General features: G+C 70.7%; 10 protein-coding genes and 4 pseudogenes. 8 read left to right on the top strand and 6 right to left on the bottom strand.

Annotated elements, in window-relative coordinates; all coding sequences use genetic code 11:
• Positions 1-89: 89 nt before the first annotated feature.
• Complete coding sequence (locus ABZY13_RS18535) at positions 90-1,256, top strand: alpha/beta hydrolase (RefSeq protein WP_356631915.1); 1,167 nt, start codon at positions 90-92, stop codon at positions 1,254-1,256.
• A gap of 334 nt (positions 1,257-1,590) precedes the next feature.
• Here ABZY13_RS18535 and ABZY13_RS18530 read toward each other — a convergent pair whose 3' ends face one another.
• The 3 genes from ABZY13_RS18530 to ABZY13_RS18520 form a co-directional block, all read right to left on the bottom strand.
• Positions 1,591-1,743 carry a hypothetical protein gene (locus ABZY13_RS18530; protein ID WP_356631913.1) on the bottom strand — a complete coding sequence of 51 codons (153 nt, stop codon included), beginning with the start codon at positions 1,741-1,743 and terminating at the stop codon, positions 1,591-1,593.
• Between the two features lie 1,197 nt (positions 1,744-2,940).
• A complete protein-coding gene (locus ABZY13_RS18525; RefSeq protein WP_356631911.1) occupies positions 2,941-6,603 on the bottom strand; it encodes a tetratricopeptide repeat protein in 3,663 nt (1,220 codons plus the stop codon).
• Between the two features lie 832 nt (positions 6,604-7,435).
• The gene (locus ABZY13_RS18520) at positions 7,436-7,912 is read right to left on the bottom strand and encodes a hypothetical protein (RefSeq protein ID WP_356631909.1); all 477 of its coding nucleotides are present in this window, start codon (positions 7,910-7,912) and stop codon (positions 7,436-7,438) included.
• 272 nt (positions 7,913-8,184) lie between these two features.
• Here ABZY13_RS18520 and ABZY13_RS18515 point away from each other — a divergent pair.
• From ABZY13_RS18515 to ABZY13_RS18505, 3 pseudogenes are all read left to right on the top strand, one after another.
• Positions 8,185-8,295 (top strand): annotated as a pseudogene (locus tag ABZY13_RS18515) (SAM-dependent methyltransferase); the annotation flags it as partial.
• Positions 8,296-9,055: 760 nt separating this feature from the next.
• A pseudogene (locus ABZY13_RS18510) lies at positions 9,056-9,985 on the top strand (TerC family protein); the annotation flags it as partial.
• Positions 9,986-10,433: 448 nt separating this feature from the next.
• Positions 10,434-10,737 (top strand): annotated as a pseudogene (locus ABZY13_RS18505) (transposase); the annotation flags it as partial.
• Between the two features lie 358 nt (positions 10,738-11,095).
• On the opposite strand, the pseudogene ABZY13_RS18500 reads toward ABZY13_RS18505, so the two are convergent.
• Positions 11,096-11,249: pseudogene (locus ABZY13_RS18500) on the bottom strand (IS5/IS1182 family transposase); the annotation flags it as partial.
• Positions 11,250-11,826: 577 nt separating this feature from the next.
• On the opposite strand from ABZY13_RS18500, the gene ABZY13_RS18495 reads away from it, so the two are divergent.
• From ABZY13_RS18495 to ABZY13_RS18480, 4 genes are all read left to right on the top strand, one after another.
• A complete protein-coding gene (locus ABZY13_RS18495) occupies positions 11,827-11,934 on the top strand; it encodes a keywimysin-related RiPP (RefSeq protein WP_356631907.1) in 108 nt (35 codons plus the stop codon).
• A gap of 136 nt (positions 11,935-12,070) precedes the next feature.
• On the top strand, positions 12,071-13,942 hold the full coding sequence (locus tag ABZY13_RS18490) for an asparagine synthase-related protein (protein WP_356631905.1): 1,872 nt from the start codon (positions 12,071-12,073) through the stop codon (positions 13,940-13,942).
• Positions 13,939-14,196 (top strand): lasso peptide biosynthesis PqqD family chaperone, encoded by a 258-nt coding sequence (locus ABZY13_RS18485; protein ID WP_356631903.1) that lies wholly within the window; start codon positions 13,939-13,941, stop codon positions 14,194-14,196. The genes ABZY13_RS18490 and ABZY13_RS18485 overlap by 4 nt, the downstream gene beginning before the upstream one ends.
• A gap of 78 nt (positions 14,197-14,274) precedes the next feature.
• Positions 14,275-14,691: a lasso peptide biosynthesis B2 protein gene (locus ABZY13_RS18480; RefSeq protein WP_356631901.1), complete on the top strand. Its 417-nt coding sequence runs from the start codon at positions 14,275-14,277 to the stop codon at positions 14,689-14,691.
• A gap of 236 nt (positions 14,692-14,927) precedes the next feature.
• On the opposite strand, the gene ABZY13_RS18475 is transcribed toward ABZY13_RS18480, so the two are convergent.
• Both ABZY13_RS18475 and ABZY13_RS18470 read right to left on the bottom strand, forming a co-directional pair.
• Positions 14,928-15,614 (bottom strand): DUF2238 domain-containing protein, encoded by a 687-nt coding sequence (locus ABZY13_RS18475; protein WP_356631899.1) that lies wholly within the window; start codon positions 15,612-15,614, stop codon positions 14,928-14,930.
• 2,161 nt (positions 15,615-17,775) lie between these two features.
• On the bottom strand, positions 17,776-18,003 hold the full coding sequence (locus ABZY13_RS18470; RefSeq protein ID WP_356631897.1) for a hypothetical protein: 228 nt from the start codon (positions 18,001-18,003) through the stop codon (positions 17,776-17,778).
• Positions 18,004-18,166 lie beyond the last annotated feature (163 nt).

Below are 18,166 nucleotides of genomic sequence, written 5' to 3'. Positions count from 1 at the left end.
GGGCGGACAGGGGCATACGCCCCGGGGCCGACCGAGTTCGGGCCGTGGACGGACGTCCCGGGCGGGGCCCGCTGCCTAGCCTCGCCCGTATGGATCACCTGTCTCGCGGCGCAGCCGCCGCTCTGCTCGGTCTGTCCCTCGCCCTCCTCGGCACGGGCGTCGCCCAGGCCGCACCATCCGCGCCCGTCCCGGTGCCGCCGGATGCCGGGACCGTCCAGGTGCGCCCCGAACTCCCGGCGCCCACCGGCGCGTACGCGGTGGGCCGGGACACCCTGCACCTGGTCGACGAGAGCCGCCCCGACCCCTGGGCGCCGGAGGCCCGGGCGCGCGAGCTGATGGTGTCGGTGCACTACCCGGCACGGGCCGGCGGCGGACGGACGGCGCCGTACATGACCGTTGCCGAAGCGCAGGCCTTCATCGACGACCGTGACCTGACCGGCCTGGTGACCGCCGGCACGCTCAGCGGCACCCGCACCCACGCACGCCCCGCCGCCGCACCCGCCCGCGGGACGTTCCCGCTCCTGGTGCTGTCGCCCGGGTTCAGCGTCAACCGCTCCACCCTCACCCTGCTCGCCGAGGAACTGGCCAGCCACGGCTACGTCGTGGCCTCGGTCGACCATGCCTACGAATCGGTCGGCACGGCCTTCCCCGGTGGGCGCCTGCTGGGCTGCGCCGCCTGCGGGAAGACCGCGCCCGGCGGGTACGGCGCGGTGCCCCGGGGCCGGGCACAGGACGTGTCCTTCCTCCTCGACCGGCTGCTCGCCGGCCACCGCCCCGCCTGGCGGCACGCCCGCATGATCGACGCCGCAAGCATCGGCATGGCCGGCCACTCCATAGGCGGCGCCTCCGCCGCCACGACCATGGCGGCCGACCCGCGGGTGCGCGCCGGGGCCAACATGGACGGTTCCTTCATGGAGCCGGTCCCGGCCCGGGGACTGGACGGGCGTCCCTTCCTGCTGCTGGGCACCGGCGACGGCGACCGCTCCTGGACGCGCGACTGGCCCCTGCTCGACGGCTGGAAGCGCTGGATCGACGTCACCGGCGCGAACCACTTCACCTTCACGGACGTGCCCGTCCTGGGCGACCAGCTCGGTCTGCTGCCGCCGCAGGAGCCCTTGTCGGGCAGGCGGTCGCAGGAGATCACCCGGGCGTACATGACGGCGTTCTTCGACCTGCACCTCAAGGGCGTGGACCGGGGGTTGCTGGACGGGCCGACCGCCGGGCACCCGGAGGTGGTCTTCCACCCGGAGGACTGACCGGCCCCGCCCAGTACGCCGGCCGTACGGAAACCGTACGGCCGGTGTGCGAAAGGGCACCGGACGGGCTCGGGTTGGGGCGGGGCAGGCATCAAGCGCGCCTGCGTTCCTCCAAGCGGCCCGCACAACCCCGTCGGCCAGCGCCGGTTGCGGCACGGCTCCGGCCGCACGGCGACCGGACCGGTATGGCGTGGTCGTGGCAGTAACGGCCGGCGCCCCGCAGCCGGCGATGGTCGACGCGGTCGACCGTGTCCGGCGGCGGGGTTTCGCCACGAGCCCCCGGGCCGACGCTGCCCGCCAGGCACCAGCTCAGCGGGGACAGGCAAGGAGCCGGTCAGCTGATCGCGCGGCCGTGGGCGTCGATCGGCGCGGGCGGCGTACGCAACCGCTCGGCCAGGCCGTGCGCGGTCGCCCCCATCGCGGTCGGCCGGGCATCGAGCTGCCGCAGCCGGGCGCGGGCCGTGGACCGCAGCCGAGCAGCCGGCACCCGGCCGAGGACATCGTGGCCGCGCTGTGCGGCGTCCTGCGGAGCGTCGCGGACTTCGGCCCGAGCGAGGACCAGGGAAGCCGCTGCCCAGCCGGGTGTGCCGGGAACGCAGTCCGTGACCGAGGACCCGGCGCAGACCCGGGCGTCGGCGAGCGGTCCAGGACCGGACAGGACTCCGCCCGGTGCAGGGCCAACTCCGCGTCGTCGCATCCCCGAGCGACCCGGCGCCTGTGTCTGCGCCGCCGCTTCCCGTTCCCTTGTCGCCGTCGCGCGGCCGGTCGCGCCGGATCCGCGGCCGTCGGCCTCGGTCCGAAAACACTCCAGCGACTGGGCCCGGGACTGCGCATGGTGGGGTGACCTGCATGGCCAGGGTGGCCGCAGACCCATGGCCGGGGCCGTGGCGAGTGCATGGTCGGGGGCGGCTGCGCACCCCGATGCGTAAGGGCTGCACAGCCGGGCTGCGCGGTGCCCAAGGGCTGGACGAGTGCGCATCGGCCGGTGTCCGGACGGCGCCTGACCTGCATGGTGGGGGGCAGTCGAGCCGTGGTGTGGGTAGTTGCCGGCCCGTGGTCAGGGTTGGGGCAGCCGTGGCCGGAGTGTGCTGACGTGCATGGTCAGGGTTGCCGTCGAGTCGTGGTCGGGGACCGGGGTGGGGGTGGGAGTGTGTCGGGGCGGGGGCACGCCGACCTCCCCAGGTCTTGTGCGTGCCGCCGCCCCGACCGTGTGCCCGCCAGCACCGGCATCGGACTCCCACTGCGTCGTCCAGCCGTACGTCCTGCTACCCCGCCGGACTTCGCTCATGTCCGCGAGGGCGGTTGTCGTGAGGCTGGTGTTCTGTCTGGGACGGTTTCGCAGTACGCCGCGCGCAGCTCGCGGCGGTCGGCTTGCGGGGTGTGGACGGTCAGTAGGTCCAGGGAGGCGCTGGTCGGGATCGCGCAGGGGCCGCCACACCGGCACATCCCTCATCCCGGCTACTCCCGCATCCGTACGATGCGGCACCGCCCCCTACCCGGTGCCGCGCTCACGGACCGCGGCATCGGCCGGCCCCGACCACCGACCACACCATCCCCGACCACGGCCGACCACCCAGCCCATACCGCCCGAGCCGCTCCTGACCGAGCTTGCGTATCCGCAGGCCACGCGCAACGCGACGACAGAGCGATGCCGGGCGCCGTCTCTCGGGCCTGCCCGCGCCGCCTACGAGGGCAGGCACACTCCGCCGACCCCGTCCGTCCCGGGCCGCTCCCACTCCTCTACCAACTGGCGGCACTGCCGTGCGCGGTCCGCAGGCTCCCCGCCGAGAGCGGACAGTTCGGCGAGGTAGTGGAGCAGGTCGGTGACGGCGTCGTGGTCCGGGACGCCGGAGAGGAACACCGCGGTGGCCTCCACGACGTCGCTGTCGCGCTCGAGAAGCAGCACGCGGAACAGTGCGAAATATCGGGTGGCGTCGCCGTCCGACGTCTGAGGCTGGAAGGTGAGCAGTTCGGCCCACTGTTCCCTGCACGCAGCGAATCCGCTTTCCATCGTGTCCAGCACAGTCTTCTCGAAAAGAACATCGGGCTCCTCGGGCCTGAAGGCGATGGCTCGCTCCAAGTCCTTGCGGGCTCCGACACGGTCTCCGGCTTGCCGACGGGCTATGCCGCGCTGCGTGAGAGCCCAGGTGTCGGTGGGATCGTGTTCAAGTGCGGAGGTGAAGTCACCGATGGCCTGGTCATGACGGCCGGCCTGGCGGTGGGTTTCTCCGCGATGGGCGATGAGCCAGGCGTCAGTGGGGGCGTGCTGGAGTGCGTTGGTGAAGTCGGTGACGGCTTCGTTGTAGTGGCCGGCCATGCGGTGGGCTTCTCCACGTGCGGTGAGGGCCCAGGTGAGTGTGGGGTCGTGTTGCAGTGCGGTGGTGAGGTCTTCGATGGCTTGGTCGTGGCGGCCGGCACCGATGAGGGCTTGACCGCGGGAGCCGATGATCCAGGCGTCGGCGGGGTCGATGTCCAGCGCGGCGTTCAGGTCGGTGATGGCCTGGTCGTAGCGGTCGGCCAGCCGGTGGGCTTCTCCGCGCTGGGCGAGGGCCCATGGGTCGGCGGGGTCGACGCGGAGTGCGGCGGTCAGGTCGGTGACGGCTTCGTTGTAGTGGCCGGCCATGCGGTGGGCTTCTCCACGTGCGGTGAGGGCCCAGGTGAGTGTGGGGTCGTGTTGCAGTGCGGTGGTGAGGTCTTCGATGGCTTGGTCGTGGCGGCCGGCACCGATGAGGGCTTGACCGCGGGAGCCGATGATCCAGGCGTCGGTGGGGGCGTGTTGCAGTGCGGCGGTGAAGTCGGTGATGGCCTGGTCGTAGCGGCCGGCCAGCCGGTGGGCTTCTCCGCGCTGGGCGAGGGCCCATGGGTCGGCGGGGTCGATGCGGAGTGCGGCGGTGAAGTCGGTGATGGCCTGGTCGTAGCGGCCGGCTTGGCGGTGGGCTTGTCCACGCTGGGCGAGGGCCCAGGCGTAGGCGGGGTCGATGTCGAGTGCGGCGGTGAAGTCGGTGATGGCCTGGTCGTAGCGGCCGGCTTGGCGGTGGGCTTGTCCGCGGGAGCCGAGGGCCCAGGCGTAAGCGGGGTCGATGTCCAGTGCGGCGTTCAGGTCGGTGATGGCCTGGTCGTAGCGGCCGGCCAGCCGGTGGGCTTCTCCGCGCTGGGCGAGGGCCCATGGGTCGGCGGGGTCGATGCGGAGTGCGGCGTTCAGGTCGGCGACGGCTTCGTCATAGCGGTCGGTACGGATGAGAGCTTGTCCGCGGGAGCCGAGGGCCCAGGCGTAGGCGGGGTCGATGTCGAGTGCGGCGGTGAAGTCGGTGATGGCCTGGTCGTAGCGGCCGGCCAGCCGGTGAGTTTCTCCGCGCTGGGTGAGGGCCCAGGCGTAGGCGGGGTCGATGTCGAGTGCGGCGTTCAGGTCAGCGATGGCCTGGTCGTAGCGGCCGGTTTGGCGGTGGGCTTCTCCGCGGGAGCCGAGGGCCCAGGCGTAAGCGGGGTCGATGTCCAGCGCGGCGTTCAGGTCGGTGATGGCCTGGTCGTAGCGGCCGGCCAGCCGGTGAGTTTCTCCGCGCTGGGCGAGGGCCCAGGCGTAGGCGGGGTCGATGTCGAGTGCGGTGTTCAGATCGGCGATGGCCTGGTCGAGATGCTTAAGCCAGCGGTGTACTTCACCGCGATGGGCCCAGGCGCAGGCGTTGCCCGGATCGACCGTGATGGCCTGGTCCAGTTCGGCGAGGGCCTCTTCGTCGTGGTCGAGAAGGTAGAGGTGTTCGCCGCGGTAGGTGTGGCACCAAGCCCGGGTAGTGGTGTCGAGCCGGCCGTGGGTGAGCAGTGCGGAGAGGCAGGCCAGGGCGGGCTCGTCACCGGTGACGGCGTTTTGCAGGCGGTCGGCCCAGGCCCGCAGCGCGGGCTCGTCGGTGTCACGAGCTGCTTGCTCGAGGACGTCGCCCCACTGGCGTAAAGCCGCGGTGTCCTGCCCGGCGGCGTGCACCGCCTGCTCCAGCGCTTGGTGCAGTTCTGCGGCGGGTTGGGCGCACAGACGGTGGTAGGTCTCGTCCAGGCGGTGCCGCAGCCAGCGGGCGTCGCTCCATCGCTTGTCGTCGGGCAGGTCGTGTTCGGCGGTGGTGCGCCAGGCGGCGTGCGCATCGGCCAGACGCAGGTGTGCGGTGGCCCAGCGCTGGGGCGCGTGGAGGCGCTGGCGGCGCAGCATGCTCGCGCGTACGACTGCGTGGTACTGCTTGAAGCCGCCGTGGCCGCTGACGAAGGGCTGCCCGCACAGCCACTCCCACAGCCGCCCGGCTTCCTGGGGTGCGGCGGCGGTGAAGACGTCTTCGTTCAGGCGCGGGGGCAGGGCGCAGGCCAGCACGGTCTCGCGCTGGTGCGGGTCGGTGATCCACTGCACGAACCGCTCGACGGCCGCGTCGACCGCGTCTGCGCCGGCGTCGACGTCTGAGGCTGTGCCGGGGCGGGTGTGGGCCAGGAGGTCGACGAGCAGCGGCAGTCCCATCGACAGCTGCAGCACCGCCTCCACCGCTTCCGGCGCCGTCACGCCCCGTGCGGCCAGCAGCGCCCTGGTCTCCGCCTCGGTGAACACCTCCAGCGGCACGTCCGCCACCAGCGCCCGCAACGGCGCCCACTCCCGCTCGGGAAGTTCGTCGCGCCCGGCGAGCACCACGATCACATTGGCCGGCACCGGCCCGAACCCGTCCTCCAGCAGCTCGCGCACCCATCCGTCCAGATAGCGGCTGGTCTGCTCCCAGGTGTCGAAGAACAGCACCACCCACGGGTGCCGCCCGCACACCTTGCCCAGCTCGGCGACGAACGCCCGGCTCAGTCCGTCCGTGTCACCGCCGCGGCCCCGGCGCCCGCGGGCCTGGACGCCGCTGCGCAGCCGGTCGAGCCCCTGTGCCGCGGCGTCCGGGTTCGCCATCGCCGTCACCACGCCGACACCCGGTATCAGGGACGCCGCCCCCAGCGCGGCCTGCGACACCACCCGACTCGACATCGACGGCTCACCCCCCGCCACCATGCCGTCCACCGGAACCGGCTCGGCGGCCGCCTCCTGCTCCCTGCGGTACTGCTCGGCCGCCCGGTCGAACTCCTTCAACGCCCCAGTCTGCTCAGCCACTTGGCGGACCAGCTCCGCCAATGCCTGCGGCACACCGTGGACATCGCTCTCGTCCACCACCGCCGTCACCGCACCCGCACTGCGGGCCCGCTCCTGCCACTGCCGCACCAGCGTGGACTTGCCGATGCCGCCCACACCCCGCACATGGAACAAGAACTCCGCCGGATCCGCCTCGTCCTGCGGATCCTTGCCCAGGTTCTCCACGAACAGCGTCAACTGCGCCCGACGCCCCACGAAATGCGCCTGCGCCCGGCGCCGGATCAGCTCACCCCGCGACCGGCCGCCCCGGTTCCTCGCCCCCGACATGCCCCGCCCTCAGCTCAGCTCGTCCCCTGCTCGTAGTATCGCCACTCACCGTGCTGCCCGGAGGACTTCGGCGTCACCCCGTCGAGCCTGATCCACGACCGCGCCGTGGACAGGGCTGACAACCCGTCCGACAACCGCGCTCTCACCGGCCCGCACCCTTCCGGGCATGACCTGCTTATCCGCAGGTCATCACACGATCTCATTCATGGCCGACAGCCTGACATCCCCCTCTGCACACCCCTCGCGACCCCCGGAGCAGGAAAAGGAAGTGGGAAGGGACGGGCAGGGCGGGTCGAGGCGTGCCGTCGGGGGATCGGGCCCGGCTGGTGTGGTCTCGCGCGTCGGCGGGCCGCCGCGCTGTGTGCCGGTCCCGGCGACACCGCACCGGGGGAGTGGCCGCTGCGGTGGCGGCCGCTGCAGACGTCAGCCGCCGGACCGCGCCCAGCCCTCGCCGCCCGGGCCGTGCTCCTGGCCGTGGGAAGCGAGGGCCTCGGTGACGGCGCGCTGCCGACAGCGTGGGACACCGTCGTGTGCGTGTGCGTGTGCGTGTGCGTGTGCGGGGTGCGGGTGCGGGGCGGGCGGCGAGGCCGTGCTGGCATGGGGCGGCTTCGCGCAGCCGCCTTCTCCACTTACCAAAAGGCCCTGTTCCCATGCCCGCGGCCAACTGCGGTCACCCGATCGAGACCCCCGTTCGATGCCCACTCCCCAAGATCGGAACGACAACAGCTTCCTAATTCGAAGCCGGTGACCAGTTGGGCTGTCACACACCGCCGCTGACGTCCTCGATGTACCACGTACGATCCGCTGATGGAGCGCGGCCTCCCAGCAATACGGCCCACGTCCAGTTAGCGTCCCCCGGGTTCTCCAAGCCGAGCGCCTTGCGGAAGGAGTCGTTCTGGGGGAGGAACATCACGCGGCCATCTGAGAGCGCTCGCAACTCCCACAGTTGGGCGGTGACTTTGGCCCTCACCCTCACCGTGTCCCTCTCCTTCTCTTTGATCTGGTCCACATGAAGAGACCGCTCGTTCGGCGATGACCCGAGATTCCAGATCGAGTACAGGCCGTCCTTCTCCAGCCTCAGCCGCCAGTGGTCCGTCGACCACCGCTCCTCCTGACGCTGCACCGTGGCGTGCTCGGACTCACCGCTCGTATTGCCGCTGGAAACCGACAGGCGTCCACCGTTGGCCGCATTGATGATCCGCACGTGCCCGAGGTTCCTTACCTGCTCTCCGTCCATGTCCTTTCCCTTCCTGCATTGATGTGTCCCTGATAATTTGGACATGCCCGGCAAGGAACATGTGAACCGCAACGGGAGCAGAAACCCCCATCCTGATTAATGGGAATATGAAAATATCGACCGACCGAGCGCTGCTGAACTTGAATTCGTGATCTCCCGGAACGTGTTCGGCGGTATCCCTCGGATATGACGGACGCGGAGCCGAGTGCGGGTGTGATCGACTCGCATTCCGTCAAGGCGGACGCCGTTGTCGGCACGGACAGCCGCGGCACGTGCTCTACAGCGTCTTCGGCGCGGTGGACTTCACCGACCCGCAGGAGCTGCTGCCGGCGGTGTTCTCCGCGCTGCAACCCGGCGGCCGACTCGTCTTCTCCACTCTCGCCACTGCGTCCCACCCCTGCCCCTCCTCGGCGACCAGGGGAGTACTGCCGTCGCCGGCGTAGAGCAGTTCGCCTCCGTACCGCTTCAGGAAGGCTGCCGCCCGTCGCGAGTACTCCTCATGTGGAGGCGACCGTCGGGAGCGAAGCGCAGCAGGTTGAGCATGACGACGGGACCATCGGGATCCTCCGCCATCGACCGCGCGAGATCGGCTCCCTGAGGGGCGACGGCCATGGACTCCTCCTTCTCGCCGGGGGCCGCGCCGGTTCCGGTGAGGGCGAGGCGCGCCGGGCAGAGGCCTAGGCGAGGCGCCCTCTTTGCGTACCGTCCGGTTGGTCTGTCTTTTGGGATGTGCCGTGTGCCGTGTGCCGGGATTGCCGCGTCCTGTCGTGCCCGCGGAGGGCCCGCGAGCGGTCCTGACGGTTCTAACGGAGAGGAGCGGGTGAGGCCCGCAGCAGGCCTCCGTCACCGGCAGGTGCCGTGACGGAGGTACAGCATCACGCGGGGGCGATTCGGGGAGCACTTCCACCGACAGGGTCATGCGGGTCCCGGTTCCCCTGGCGGAGCCGACGACGTCCTTTGCCCACGACGATGCCACTGGGGAGTGATCCCGGAAGGCCGCGAGGCCATGCCTGGTCGTCAGGGCCGGTCCCGCACTGTGGAACCCGCCTTGAACCCGCTCCGCGTGCTTCCGGGAGCACAATGCCGGACACTCCTTGCATAGGGGTCGACGTATTTCGCGCGGGTCGTAGTGGGGTGTTAGGCGTGCTTGAGGTCCCGCTCTGGCTGTGGGGGGCGTTCGCCGCGACAGTGGTGGTATCGCTGGCGGTGGACCTGCTGTCCCACCGCACCGCGCACGTCATCGGCTTCAAGGAGGCCGCCGCCTGGAGCGCCCTGTGGGTGGGCCTCGCGCTGGTCTTCGCCGCGGTCGTCTTCCTCGTCCTGGGCACCACGGCCGGCACCGAGTACACGACTGCTTGGCTACTGGAGAAGAGCCTGTCGGTCGACAACCTGTTCGTCTTCGCCGTGATCTTCGCGTACTTCAAGGTGCCCCGCGCCTACCAGCACCGTGTGTTGTTCTTCGGTGTCATCGGCGCGCTGGTCTTCCGCGGGATCTTCCTCTCCCTCGGCGTGGCCGTGGTCAGCCGCTTCACCGCGGTGTTGTTCGCCTTCGCGGCGGTCCTCTTTTACAGCGCCTACAAGCTCCTCAAGGACGAGGAGGAGACTTTCGACCCGGGCAAGAGCTTCGCCGTGCGGATGCTGCGCAAGCTCATCCCGGTGCGGGACGAGTACGCCGGGGCGAAGTTCTTCGTCAAGGAGGCGGGCAAGCGGATCGCGACACCGCTGCTCGCGGTGGTCGCCGCCATCGAGGCCGCCGACCTGATCTTCGCCGTGGACAGCGTCCCGGCCGTCCTCGCGGTCAGCGACGACGCCTTCATCGTTTACACCAGCAACGCGTTCGCCATCCTCGGGCTGCGGGCTCTCTACTTCATGCTCGCCGGCCTGCTGGACCGGTTCCACTACCTGAGCAAGGGCCTGGCGATCATTCTCGCCTTCATCGGGGTCAAGCTCATCCTCCAGGCGTCCCACAAGATGATCAGCACCGGCATCCCGGAAATCCCCTCACCGGTCAGCCTCGCGGTCATCGTCGTCGTCCTGACAGGGTCCGTGCTGCTGAGCATCAGAAGGCCGGCCCCGCTGGGTGTTCTGGCACAGGTTGCCGACCCGGACGCCGCCGCGGCCACCGAGCCGTCCCAGACGCCCGGCGCGCCGCCCGTGACGGCCCCTGGTTCCTCCGCCGGTCCACCCCGGAGCAGTGAAGGCCACCCCCACGCGCGCCGGCAGGGAGGCGGAGCACTTCCCGATGCGCCAGTACAGGCTTATCGTAAAAATATGGTCAAAATGAAGCGCAAGCCTGAAGCGTATGTCTGCCCGACCTGCAAGAAGCCCGTGCCGGCCGCGGCCCACCGCCACAAGACCCTCGGCGTCTTCGTTCCCGCCTGGGGCCCGGGCGCATGCCAGAACCACGACTGTCCCGACTTCCGGCTGGATCCCGGCCACCGCAAGCAGTCTCCGTCCCGGTGATCTCGTCGGTGCCGACCATGCCGCTGTGGCGGTGACCCGCCCGTGGTCGACATAGGCGATGGACCGCCGGGGCCTGCCCTTGCCGATCGGCAGCTCCGCCGCGAACCTCCACGACAGTCAGGCCCTCATCCCGCTCGTCCGCGGCATCCCGCCCATTTGCTCCCGTCGTGGCCGCCGACGCCGACGGCCCGGGAAACTGCGCGGAGACAAGGGCTACGACTACCAGCACCGACGACGCCGGCTGTCCTCCCGAGGCATCCGGCACCGCATCGCCCGCAAGGGCATCGAACCCTCCCCAACGACTGGGGCGGCACCGCTGGGTCGTGGAACGAACCGTGTCCTGGCTGTCGGGCCGTCGGCGACCTCGAATCCCTTGACTTACGCTGCGGTCAGGTGAGAACGACCTCGCCCCCGTCTCTCGGCGTTGCTCGGATCCTGGTTTCGGATCACTTTCCGTGCAACGCTGACGGACGGTCACGGGCCGTGTCGGCCGCTGGACAGTCACATGGCCAGGAGGACCGCTGCGTAGCAGGGCCAGGCTCGCCCGGCCGAACATCTGCCGCTTCAGCATCTTGATCCGGTTCACCTCTCTCCACCGCCCTCGAGCTGAACGGCAGGGTCAACCCCCGCAGAGCACACACGACGCCGTTCACGAACGACAACAGTGACTTTCGATCATCGATGACGACCTGAACTACCGGTACTCAACCAACCACCAACCCGGTCCTCCAGCGCCAGGCTCCAGGGCCGGCCCTTGCGGACCGGGGCGGCACCCTCGCGCCGCAGCGCGGTGACGAGCTTGCCGAACTGCCGCGGGCTCAGCCCGGTGAACGGGGCTCCAGGAGGGCTCCGACGCCGTGATCACACCAGACACGGCGCACGGTGATGCGCCGCCGCCCAGGGGCGGCTGGTCTCGCCCGCTGCCCACCGCGACGCCGTCGCAGCCCCGACCCGTCTGGGTGCGCGCCTCGATGGCAGCGCCTGGCGTCGCTGCGGCCGGAAGCCGCAAGGACGGCGTCCCGGCCAGCAGGGCGGCCATTGGCCGGCCGTCGTCGTCAATCGGAATTCTGGTTGCCGTATCTTCCGACGTCAGAACGGTGTCACCGCGCATGGTGCCGCCCGTACGACCGGCGCGACCTGGCCAAAAAGCCTTCCCACCCTCAAGGAAGAGCAACGCGACTACCCCGTCCCGAGCGGAACATGACCGATCGCTCGCATCATGTGAACTGTGAGGCAGATGTGCCGAAGGCGCCGGGGCCGAGGTAGGCCCCTGATGGCTTGTGGACACCGTTGTGCCGGGGGAAACCGCACGTCTAGCTTTGTCCACTGCGTCGGCGCCCCGCTCGATGGTGCGGCGCGCCGGCTCAGGTATCAGGCGGGACATCCCGCGCTCATCCAGGCGGGACATCCCGCGCTCATCGACGGCACGTTCATCGACGAAGGGATATGCGATGGCTTACGAGCGTCCCACTCTCACCAAGGTCGGCGACTTCCAGAAGGTCACGGGCCTGGCCGGGACGGGCAGCCCCGACCTGCTGGGCGGTCACAACCTGCTCTGACCTTCCCCGACCGACCCCGTTGATTGACATGCACATGTAATTCACAGGGTTGGTCGAGCGCGTGGGCGGCGCCGCCGGTGCCGCCCACCTGCTTGACCGCACACCGCCGACCGTCCCCGACCGGAAGGACCCGCCCATGGTGACCGGCCCGTCGACCACCGCCGGGACCTGCTGGTTCCTGGTCTTCCCGGACACCGATGCCGTCGCGGCCCTCGCCGCGCGAGCGCGGTCGTGCGCAATCCGGGAGATCCCGCATGCGTCGGGACGGCCGTGGCTGATCGGCCGCTGGCCGGACCACGCGCTGACGACAGTGGCGTGCGGGCCTGCCCGGCTGGCCGTGCTCGGACAGCACGCGGTGACCGAGAAGGAAGCGGCACACGCGGCCCGCGCCGGATCGCTCGAGGCCGCCGACGCGTACGCGAGGAAATGGGCCGGCAGCCACCACCTGATCGCCGGTCTCGACGGCAGGACGCTGGTCCGCGGCACCGTCACCGGCGTCCGCAGCGTCTTCGTCGCCCAGGCGCCCGGCACCCACGGCGCCCACCTCGTCTCCGACCGTGCCGACGTCCTGGCCGACCTGGCGGGCGCGGACCTGGACGAGGCGCGCCTGGCCGTGCACCTGCTCAGCCCCGGAATCCTGCACCCGCTGACCACTCAGACGGTCTGGCGCGGCGTCGACGTCGTCCCCGGTGACCGGCGCGTCCTGCTCGACCGCGACGGCCGGCTCCGCACGAGCCGCTGCTGGAGCCCGCCCCCGGCCGAACTGCCGCTCACCGAAGGCGCCCGGCTGGTCCGGGAGCGCCTCGCCGACGCGGTCGCCGCACGGATCACGGGCCGCGAACTCATCAGCGCCGATCTGGGCGGCGTCGACTCCACCGCGGTGGTCGCCACCGCAGCCCGCGCGGGCGCGAAGACCGTCGCCTACACCGCCGCCGTCCACGACGTCCTCGGCGACGACGTCGCCTATGCGCGCCGCACGGTGGAGGCGCTGGATGCGGTGGAACACCATGTGGTGCCCGCGACCGCCGTACCCCTGACCTTCGACCGCGTCGACGCGCTCGACGACGACCTCGACACCCCATCGCTGTACGCGGTCAACCGCCATCGGCGGATGCACATCATCGAGCGGGCCGCGGAGCGCGGCTCCCCTGTGCACCTGAGCGGAATGGGCGGCGACGAACTGTTCAGCGGTGCCTCGGCACACGTCCACGGACTGCTGCCGCGCCATCCCCTTACGGCCTGGCGGCTCGCCCGCGGCTTCACCTCCCGGCACCGCTGGTCCCGCCGCACAGCCATCGCCCAGCTCCTGGACCGCCGCCGGTACGGCTCCTGGCTGGCCCGGGTCGCGCACGACCTCACCCTCCCCCAACCCCCCATGTCCGTCCCGCTGTTCACCTGGGGCACCCCGCCGCGACTGCCCCCGTGGGCCACCAGGCCGGCCGTCGAGGCCGTGCGCGCGCTCATCCACGAGCAGGCCAAGGACACCGAGCCGCTCGACCCGGGCCACGGCGGACACCGGGAGCTGGCCACCCTGCGCACCCTGGCCCGCTTCGCCCGGCACGTCCAGCAGATGTCCGAGCCGCTCGGCGTGACCTTCGCCGCGCCCTACTACGACGACCTGCTCGTCGAGCCCGCCCTCGCCGTCCGCCCGCAGGAGCGGGTGACGCCATGGCGGTACAAGCCGCTGATCGAGGAGGCCATGCGGGGCGTCGTCCCCGAGACCGTCCGGCACCGGACCACCAAGGCGCACGCCGCCCTGGAGGAGGAGACCGGACTGCGCCGCCACCGCTCCGCACTGCTCGCCCTCTGCGAGGACTCCCGGCTGGGCGAGCTGGGCATCGTCGACGAGGCGGCCCTGCGCGACTGGTGCGTCCGGCCGCTCGCCGCCGACTTGGAGAGCGCGCTGCTGCATCCGACCGTCGGCTGCGAGGTGTGGCTGCGCGCACGCGAACGAAGCCGCGGCCCGCTGCGGCCGGCGCAAACCGACACAGGAGGTATCACAGCATGACGATGACCCTGCGCCCCGGAGTGGTGACGGCCGACACCGAGTACGGCATGGCGCTGCTCGACCAGAACAGCGGCGAGTACTTCACCCTCAATCCCACCGCCGCGCTGATCGTGCGGACCCTGCTGGACGGCACGAGCAGGCAGCAGGCGGTGACGACGCTCACCGACCGGTACGACGTGACCGCCGAGCAGGTCGAGGAGGACATCACCCGCATCCTCCAGGAACTGCGCGCCGCAAGGCTCCTGGCCGCCTGACCCGGAGTACCGCAGTCCGTCCCCCCGCTCCGGGCCCCGACCCGCCCGTCCCGTCCTCGTCACGGAGGCATCGCCGCAGTGTCCACCTCGCAAGTCGTCCCGCACGACCCCCGGTCGGTGCCCTTCGGTCCGCGGCTGGTGACCCGGCTGGCCGTCGGCTGCGCCCACCTGCTCGCCCGGCAGCCCCCCGCCCGCATCCGCAAGGTCCTGCTGCGGCTGCGCCCTGGAGCCCGGCCCGCGACCCTCGCCGAGGCCGCCCGGGCGCGGGAGACCGTCCTCGCCGTCAGCCTGGCCGCCGGCGGCCAGCAGGGTTGCCTGCCGCGTTCCCTGGCCACCGTGCTGCTGTGCCGGTTGCGCGGTCAGTGGCCGACCTGGTGTGTCGGCGTCCGCACCCAGCCACCGTTCGCCGCGCACGCCTGGGTGGAGGCGGACGGCGTCCTGGTCGGCGAAGGCGCGCCCGCCGACTACTTCCAGCGGTTCATCACGGTGGACTGAGCGACAGCGCGTCGGCATTGCCAGTGGCGATCTTCATGCGTCCCGCACGTCATCGCCATCACCTACGAAGTGCTCGACCGGGCGACGAAAGCACTGTCGGCGCACGTACCGGCCGACGACCTGATCGAACACCTCGTCAAACGGCAGCACGCGTCACATGAACAGATGCGGGCAAGCCTCGCAGCTCTCACCACGAGGCCCCTGGCTCCGCACACGACGCCGGGCCGGAGACCGGTTCAGTCCCTCCCGGCAAGCGCCAGGCGGGTGAGACTGCGGTCGTGCAGGCGGCTGAGGAGCAGCAGCGAGCAGGTGGCGCCGATCAGAGCGCAGAACATGTCCCACTGGGTGTCCCACACATCGCCCTGGGTGGCCAGGAACGCGTCGGCGGCCTGCCCGCCGATCACGGCCGCCGCCCACTCCAGCATCTCGAAGACCGCGCTGAAGGCGAGGCAGGCGCAGACGGCGAGCGGGGCGAGCCAGCGGCTGCCGCGCAACGGCGAGGTGCGCAGGAGGAGTTCGCGGACCAGGATGGCAGGGACGAAGCCCTGCATGAGATGGCCGAAGCGGTCGTAGGGGTTGCGCTCCAGGGCGAACCGGTCGCGCACCCAGTCACCGGCCGGGACCTCCGCGTAGGTGTAGTGCCCACCCACGATCAGGACCAGCGCGTGCGCGGCCAGCAGAACGATCAGCAGGCCGCTCAGCGGAAACCGCCGACGCAGCAGGACCGCCAGAGGCAGGCCCACCATCACCCACACCGTCTCCAGCAGCCAGGTGGTCGGGTCCTTGGCACCCCACGCCGACATCCCGAGCGCCGCGGCGACGGTGACCGCGAGAACGGCGGGCAACCGGCGGCCGACTGCGGCTTGCGGTGGGACCGGCCGTGCGTCCGGCGACGGGCTGACGGTCGGGTGGATGGCGGACATCGCTGGCTCCTCGTGTCTGGGCGTGCCCACATCCTCGGATCCGCCGCCAGCCCTGGGCATGAGTGTGCGTACTCAATCCCTTTGCCCGAGTAGGCAGTTGGAGTTCCTCCCGAGGCCAGTGTCCGTGATCACCTTGATCCAGACGTCGCGGTCCACCCGGCGGCGTAGCGGCAGGGGCGTCGGTGGCGGGAGGGGGCAGCCACTGGGCGGGGTCCTGGTCGCCTGAACGTCGGTGAGCGTCGCGGCGAGGACGGGAACCTTCTGAACGCCCGCAGCATCGACCCGCCGATGCTGCGCTCCCGGTCGCACCGGTAATACAGCAGCGCGTCCGGGGCGACGACGGCCACGCCCTCTGCCCTTCCAGCACTGACCGACGGACTCCATCAGACGGCGTTCGCAGCCTGATCGGACGGGTCCCCGTGGCACCCTCAGCAATGCCGAGTCGTTCAGCGGCACATGGTCCACCCGGCAGTCCTTCACGACCTCGTCGGGCTTGCAGATACTGCGCCGGGCCAGCCGGCACCGCCCCGGGCATACCTCATGTGCTCGGGGACACCCGGGAGATGATGGCCCGTCAGCCGTACCGGCACCACGCGCTGAAGGCCGGTGACTTGACTCTGCCGAACTGTGGCAGGCGCTGGAACTGATCATCTCTGTGAGGGCCGACACAGGCCGGATGGGTGTGGGCACCGGGGAACCAGGGGAAGATCAGGCAGTCTTGAGCAGGGGACGACGCCGCTGGTCTGGGGGGCGTGCACGCGGCTGTCCGATGGGTGACTCGCAGGCCTCTCTGCAGCGGCCGGGAGTGTTCTTGCACAGGCGGTTCGGCTGGGCATCATCATTCGATCGAAGGAGCGACTGTGCGCAGTATTCGCCGGTATTTCGGCCTTGCAATGGCGGCAACTCTGCTCGGCGCAGGGCTAGCGGCTGGATCCACGGGCACCGCCCAGGCAGCTGCGTCGGACTGCGAGGGAGGCGCGAACGGCTTCACCGACATTCCCAACAGCCTCAGTGGGCGCGGTGTGGCAGGTGGCGGAGGGCTGACCGTGCGGAATTCCGCCGGCCAGTATTCCGTCGCGTCATTTGGGATGCAGGCCGGCTATGTCGCTGGGAGGGAGATGGGTTGGGGGTATCTGCAGACCTCCAGCACGTGGGCCGCCGGCACGACGGGCAGTGTCTGGATGGACGTCACCAACAACAGTGGGAGCTCCTGGATCCAGTGTGGCCCGTTCTGGACGTCCAGCTCCAACACCAGACTCACGACCGCAGCCTACCCGACGAGTTCCTCTTCGAGTCGGCAGTTCCGCGTCTGCGCGCATCTGATGTTGGGCAGTGCCGACGGCGGCATTACGTGTACCAACTGGTGGTAGACCGCGGCTGCTGGCGTTGACGGCGCCCGATGAATGCCTCCGTGGCTCGGACGCGCCCAGGCGCCGGCGCGTCCGTGCTGCTGCTCCGGGCGGCGGGCGCGCATCGGCTGGTGTGTGCGCATTGCGCCGACCTGGAGGGTCGGGGTTGATCGCGGCGTGGTCAGGGTTGTGTGGGGCGGTGGCGCGCGACCTCCCCAGGTCTTAGTGCGCGCCACCGCCCGCGACAGCTTTCCCCGCCGGCACCCGGAGGTCCGCTGCGTCGTCAGCCGCAGGTCCTGCTACCCGGCCCGCCGCTGCTCATGCCCGCCCGCAGGCGGCTCGCGCCGCGCCGGCTGGGCGCGGTGCGCCGGCCGGTCGTGGCGGTCCTCGCCCCGGCCGGGTCAGGGTGCCGACGGTAGTGCCGGGGGTCCACGGCACACGCCGGGGTTCTGCACGGGCTGCCGGACCGGTGCGCCGGATCCGGCTCAAGGACGTACTGGCCAACCGCCCCGAACTGGACGCACTGGCCGGACACGTCCGCTCCTTCGCCCACATGCTCGCCCTGCTGCAAGGCCACCAACTGCCGGCACGGATCGAAGCCGCGGCCACCGCAGACTTCCCCAGCCTCAAGAGACTCGCCCGGCACCTGGAGCGCGACCTCGACGCCGTCACCGCCGGACTCTCACAGCCGTGGAACTCCGGCGCCGTCGAGGGACATGTCAACCGGATGAAGATGCTGAAGCGCCAGATGTTGGCCGTGCCGGCTTCGACTCCTCCGCAAGCGCGTCCTGCTCTACTCCTGAGAAGGCTGCTCAGGACGTATCGTCGATCAGCCCGAAGCCCTCCGGGAACGCCTTCAGGAACTCGCGGCGAGCCGGGTTGCTCTCGGCGGCCGCCATCTCCCCGACCAGCTTGACCAGCTCCTGCCGCTGGTCACTTGGCAGCGTGCCGACCACGTGGGCAACACCCTCCATGACCTTGACCGCGTCGTCCTGATCCATCTGCTCGTCCTCGCTACCGTCGATGAACCACAGGGACATCCACCAATACCTCGGCCAAGGCACGAGTCAGGGACGGGTACGAGGACGTCAGGGGCCTCCCAGCGGATCAACGGCAGAGTCAGGCCGTCCCAGCACGCAGCACTGGCATCACGGTCCGTGAGCCTCCACAAGAAGTGGACCAGAGCCCGAAACTCGGTTCCGG

It is taken from the genome of Streptomyces sp. NPDC006610 (assembly GCF_040611575.1).
Classification (GTDB): domain Bacteria; phylum Actinomycetota; class Actinomycetes; order Streptomycetales; family Streptomycetaceae; genus Streptomyces.
This window is presented reverse-complemented; position numbering and strand designations above follow the sequence as displayed.

Excerpts from the sequence above, each read along its gene's own strand:
- ABZY13_RS18535 (WP_356631915.1), top strand. The coding sequence starts at position 90 with ATGGATCACCTGTCTCGCGGCGCAGCCGCCGCTCTGCTCGGTCTGTCC.
- ABZY13_RS18520 (WP_356631909.1), bottom strand. The coding sequence starts at position 7,912 with ATGGACGGAGAGCAGGTAAGGAACCTCGGGCACGTGCGGATCATCAAT.
- ABZY13_RS18495 (WP_356631907.1), top strand. The coding sequence starts at position 11,827 with ATGGCTTACGAGCGTCCCACTCTCACCAAGGTCGGCGACTTCCAGAAG.
- ABZY13_RS18490 (WP_356631905.1), top strand. The coding sequence starts at position 12,071 with ATGGTGACCGGCCCGTCGACCACCGCCGGGACCTGCTGGTTCCTGGTC.
- ABZY13_RS18485 (WP_356631903.1), top strand. The coding sequence starts at position 13,939 with ATGACGATGACCCTGCGCCCCGGAGTGGTGACGGCCGACACCGAGTAC.
- ABZY13_RS18475 (WP_356631899.1), bottom strand. The coding sequence starts at position 15,614 with ATGTCCGCCATCCACCCGACCGTCAGCCCGTCGCCGGACGCACGGCCG.
- ABZY13_RS18470 (WP_356631897.1), bottom strand. The coding sequence starts at position 18,003 with ATGTCCCTGTGGTTCATCGACGGTAGCGAGGACGAGCAGATGGATCAG.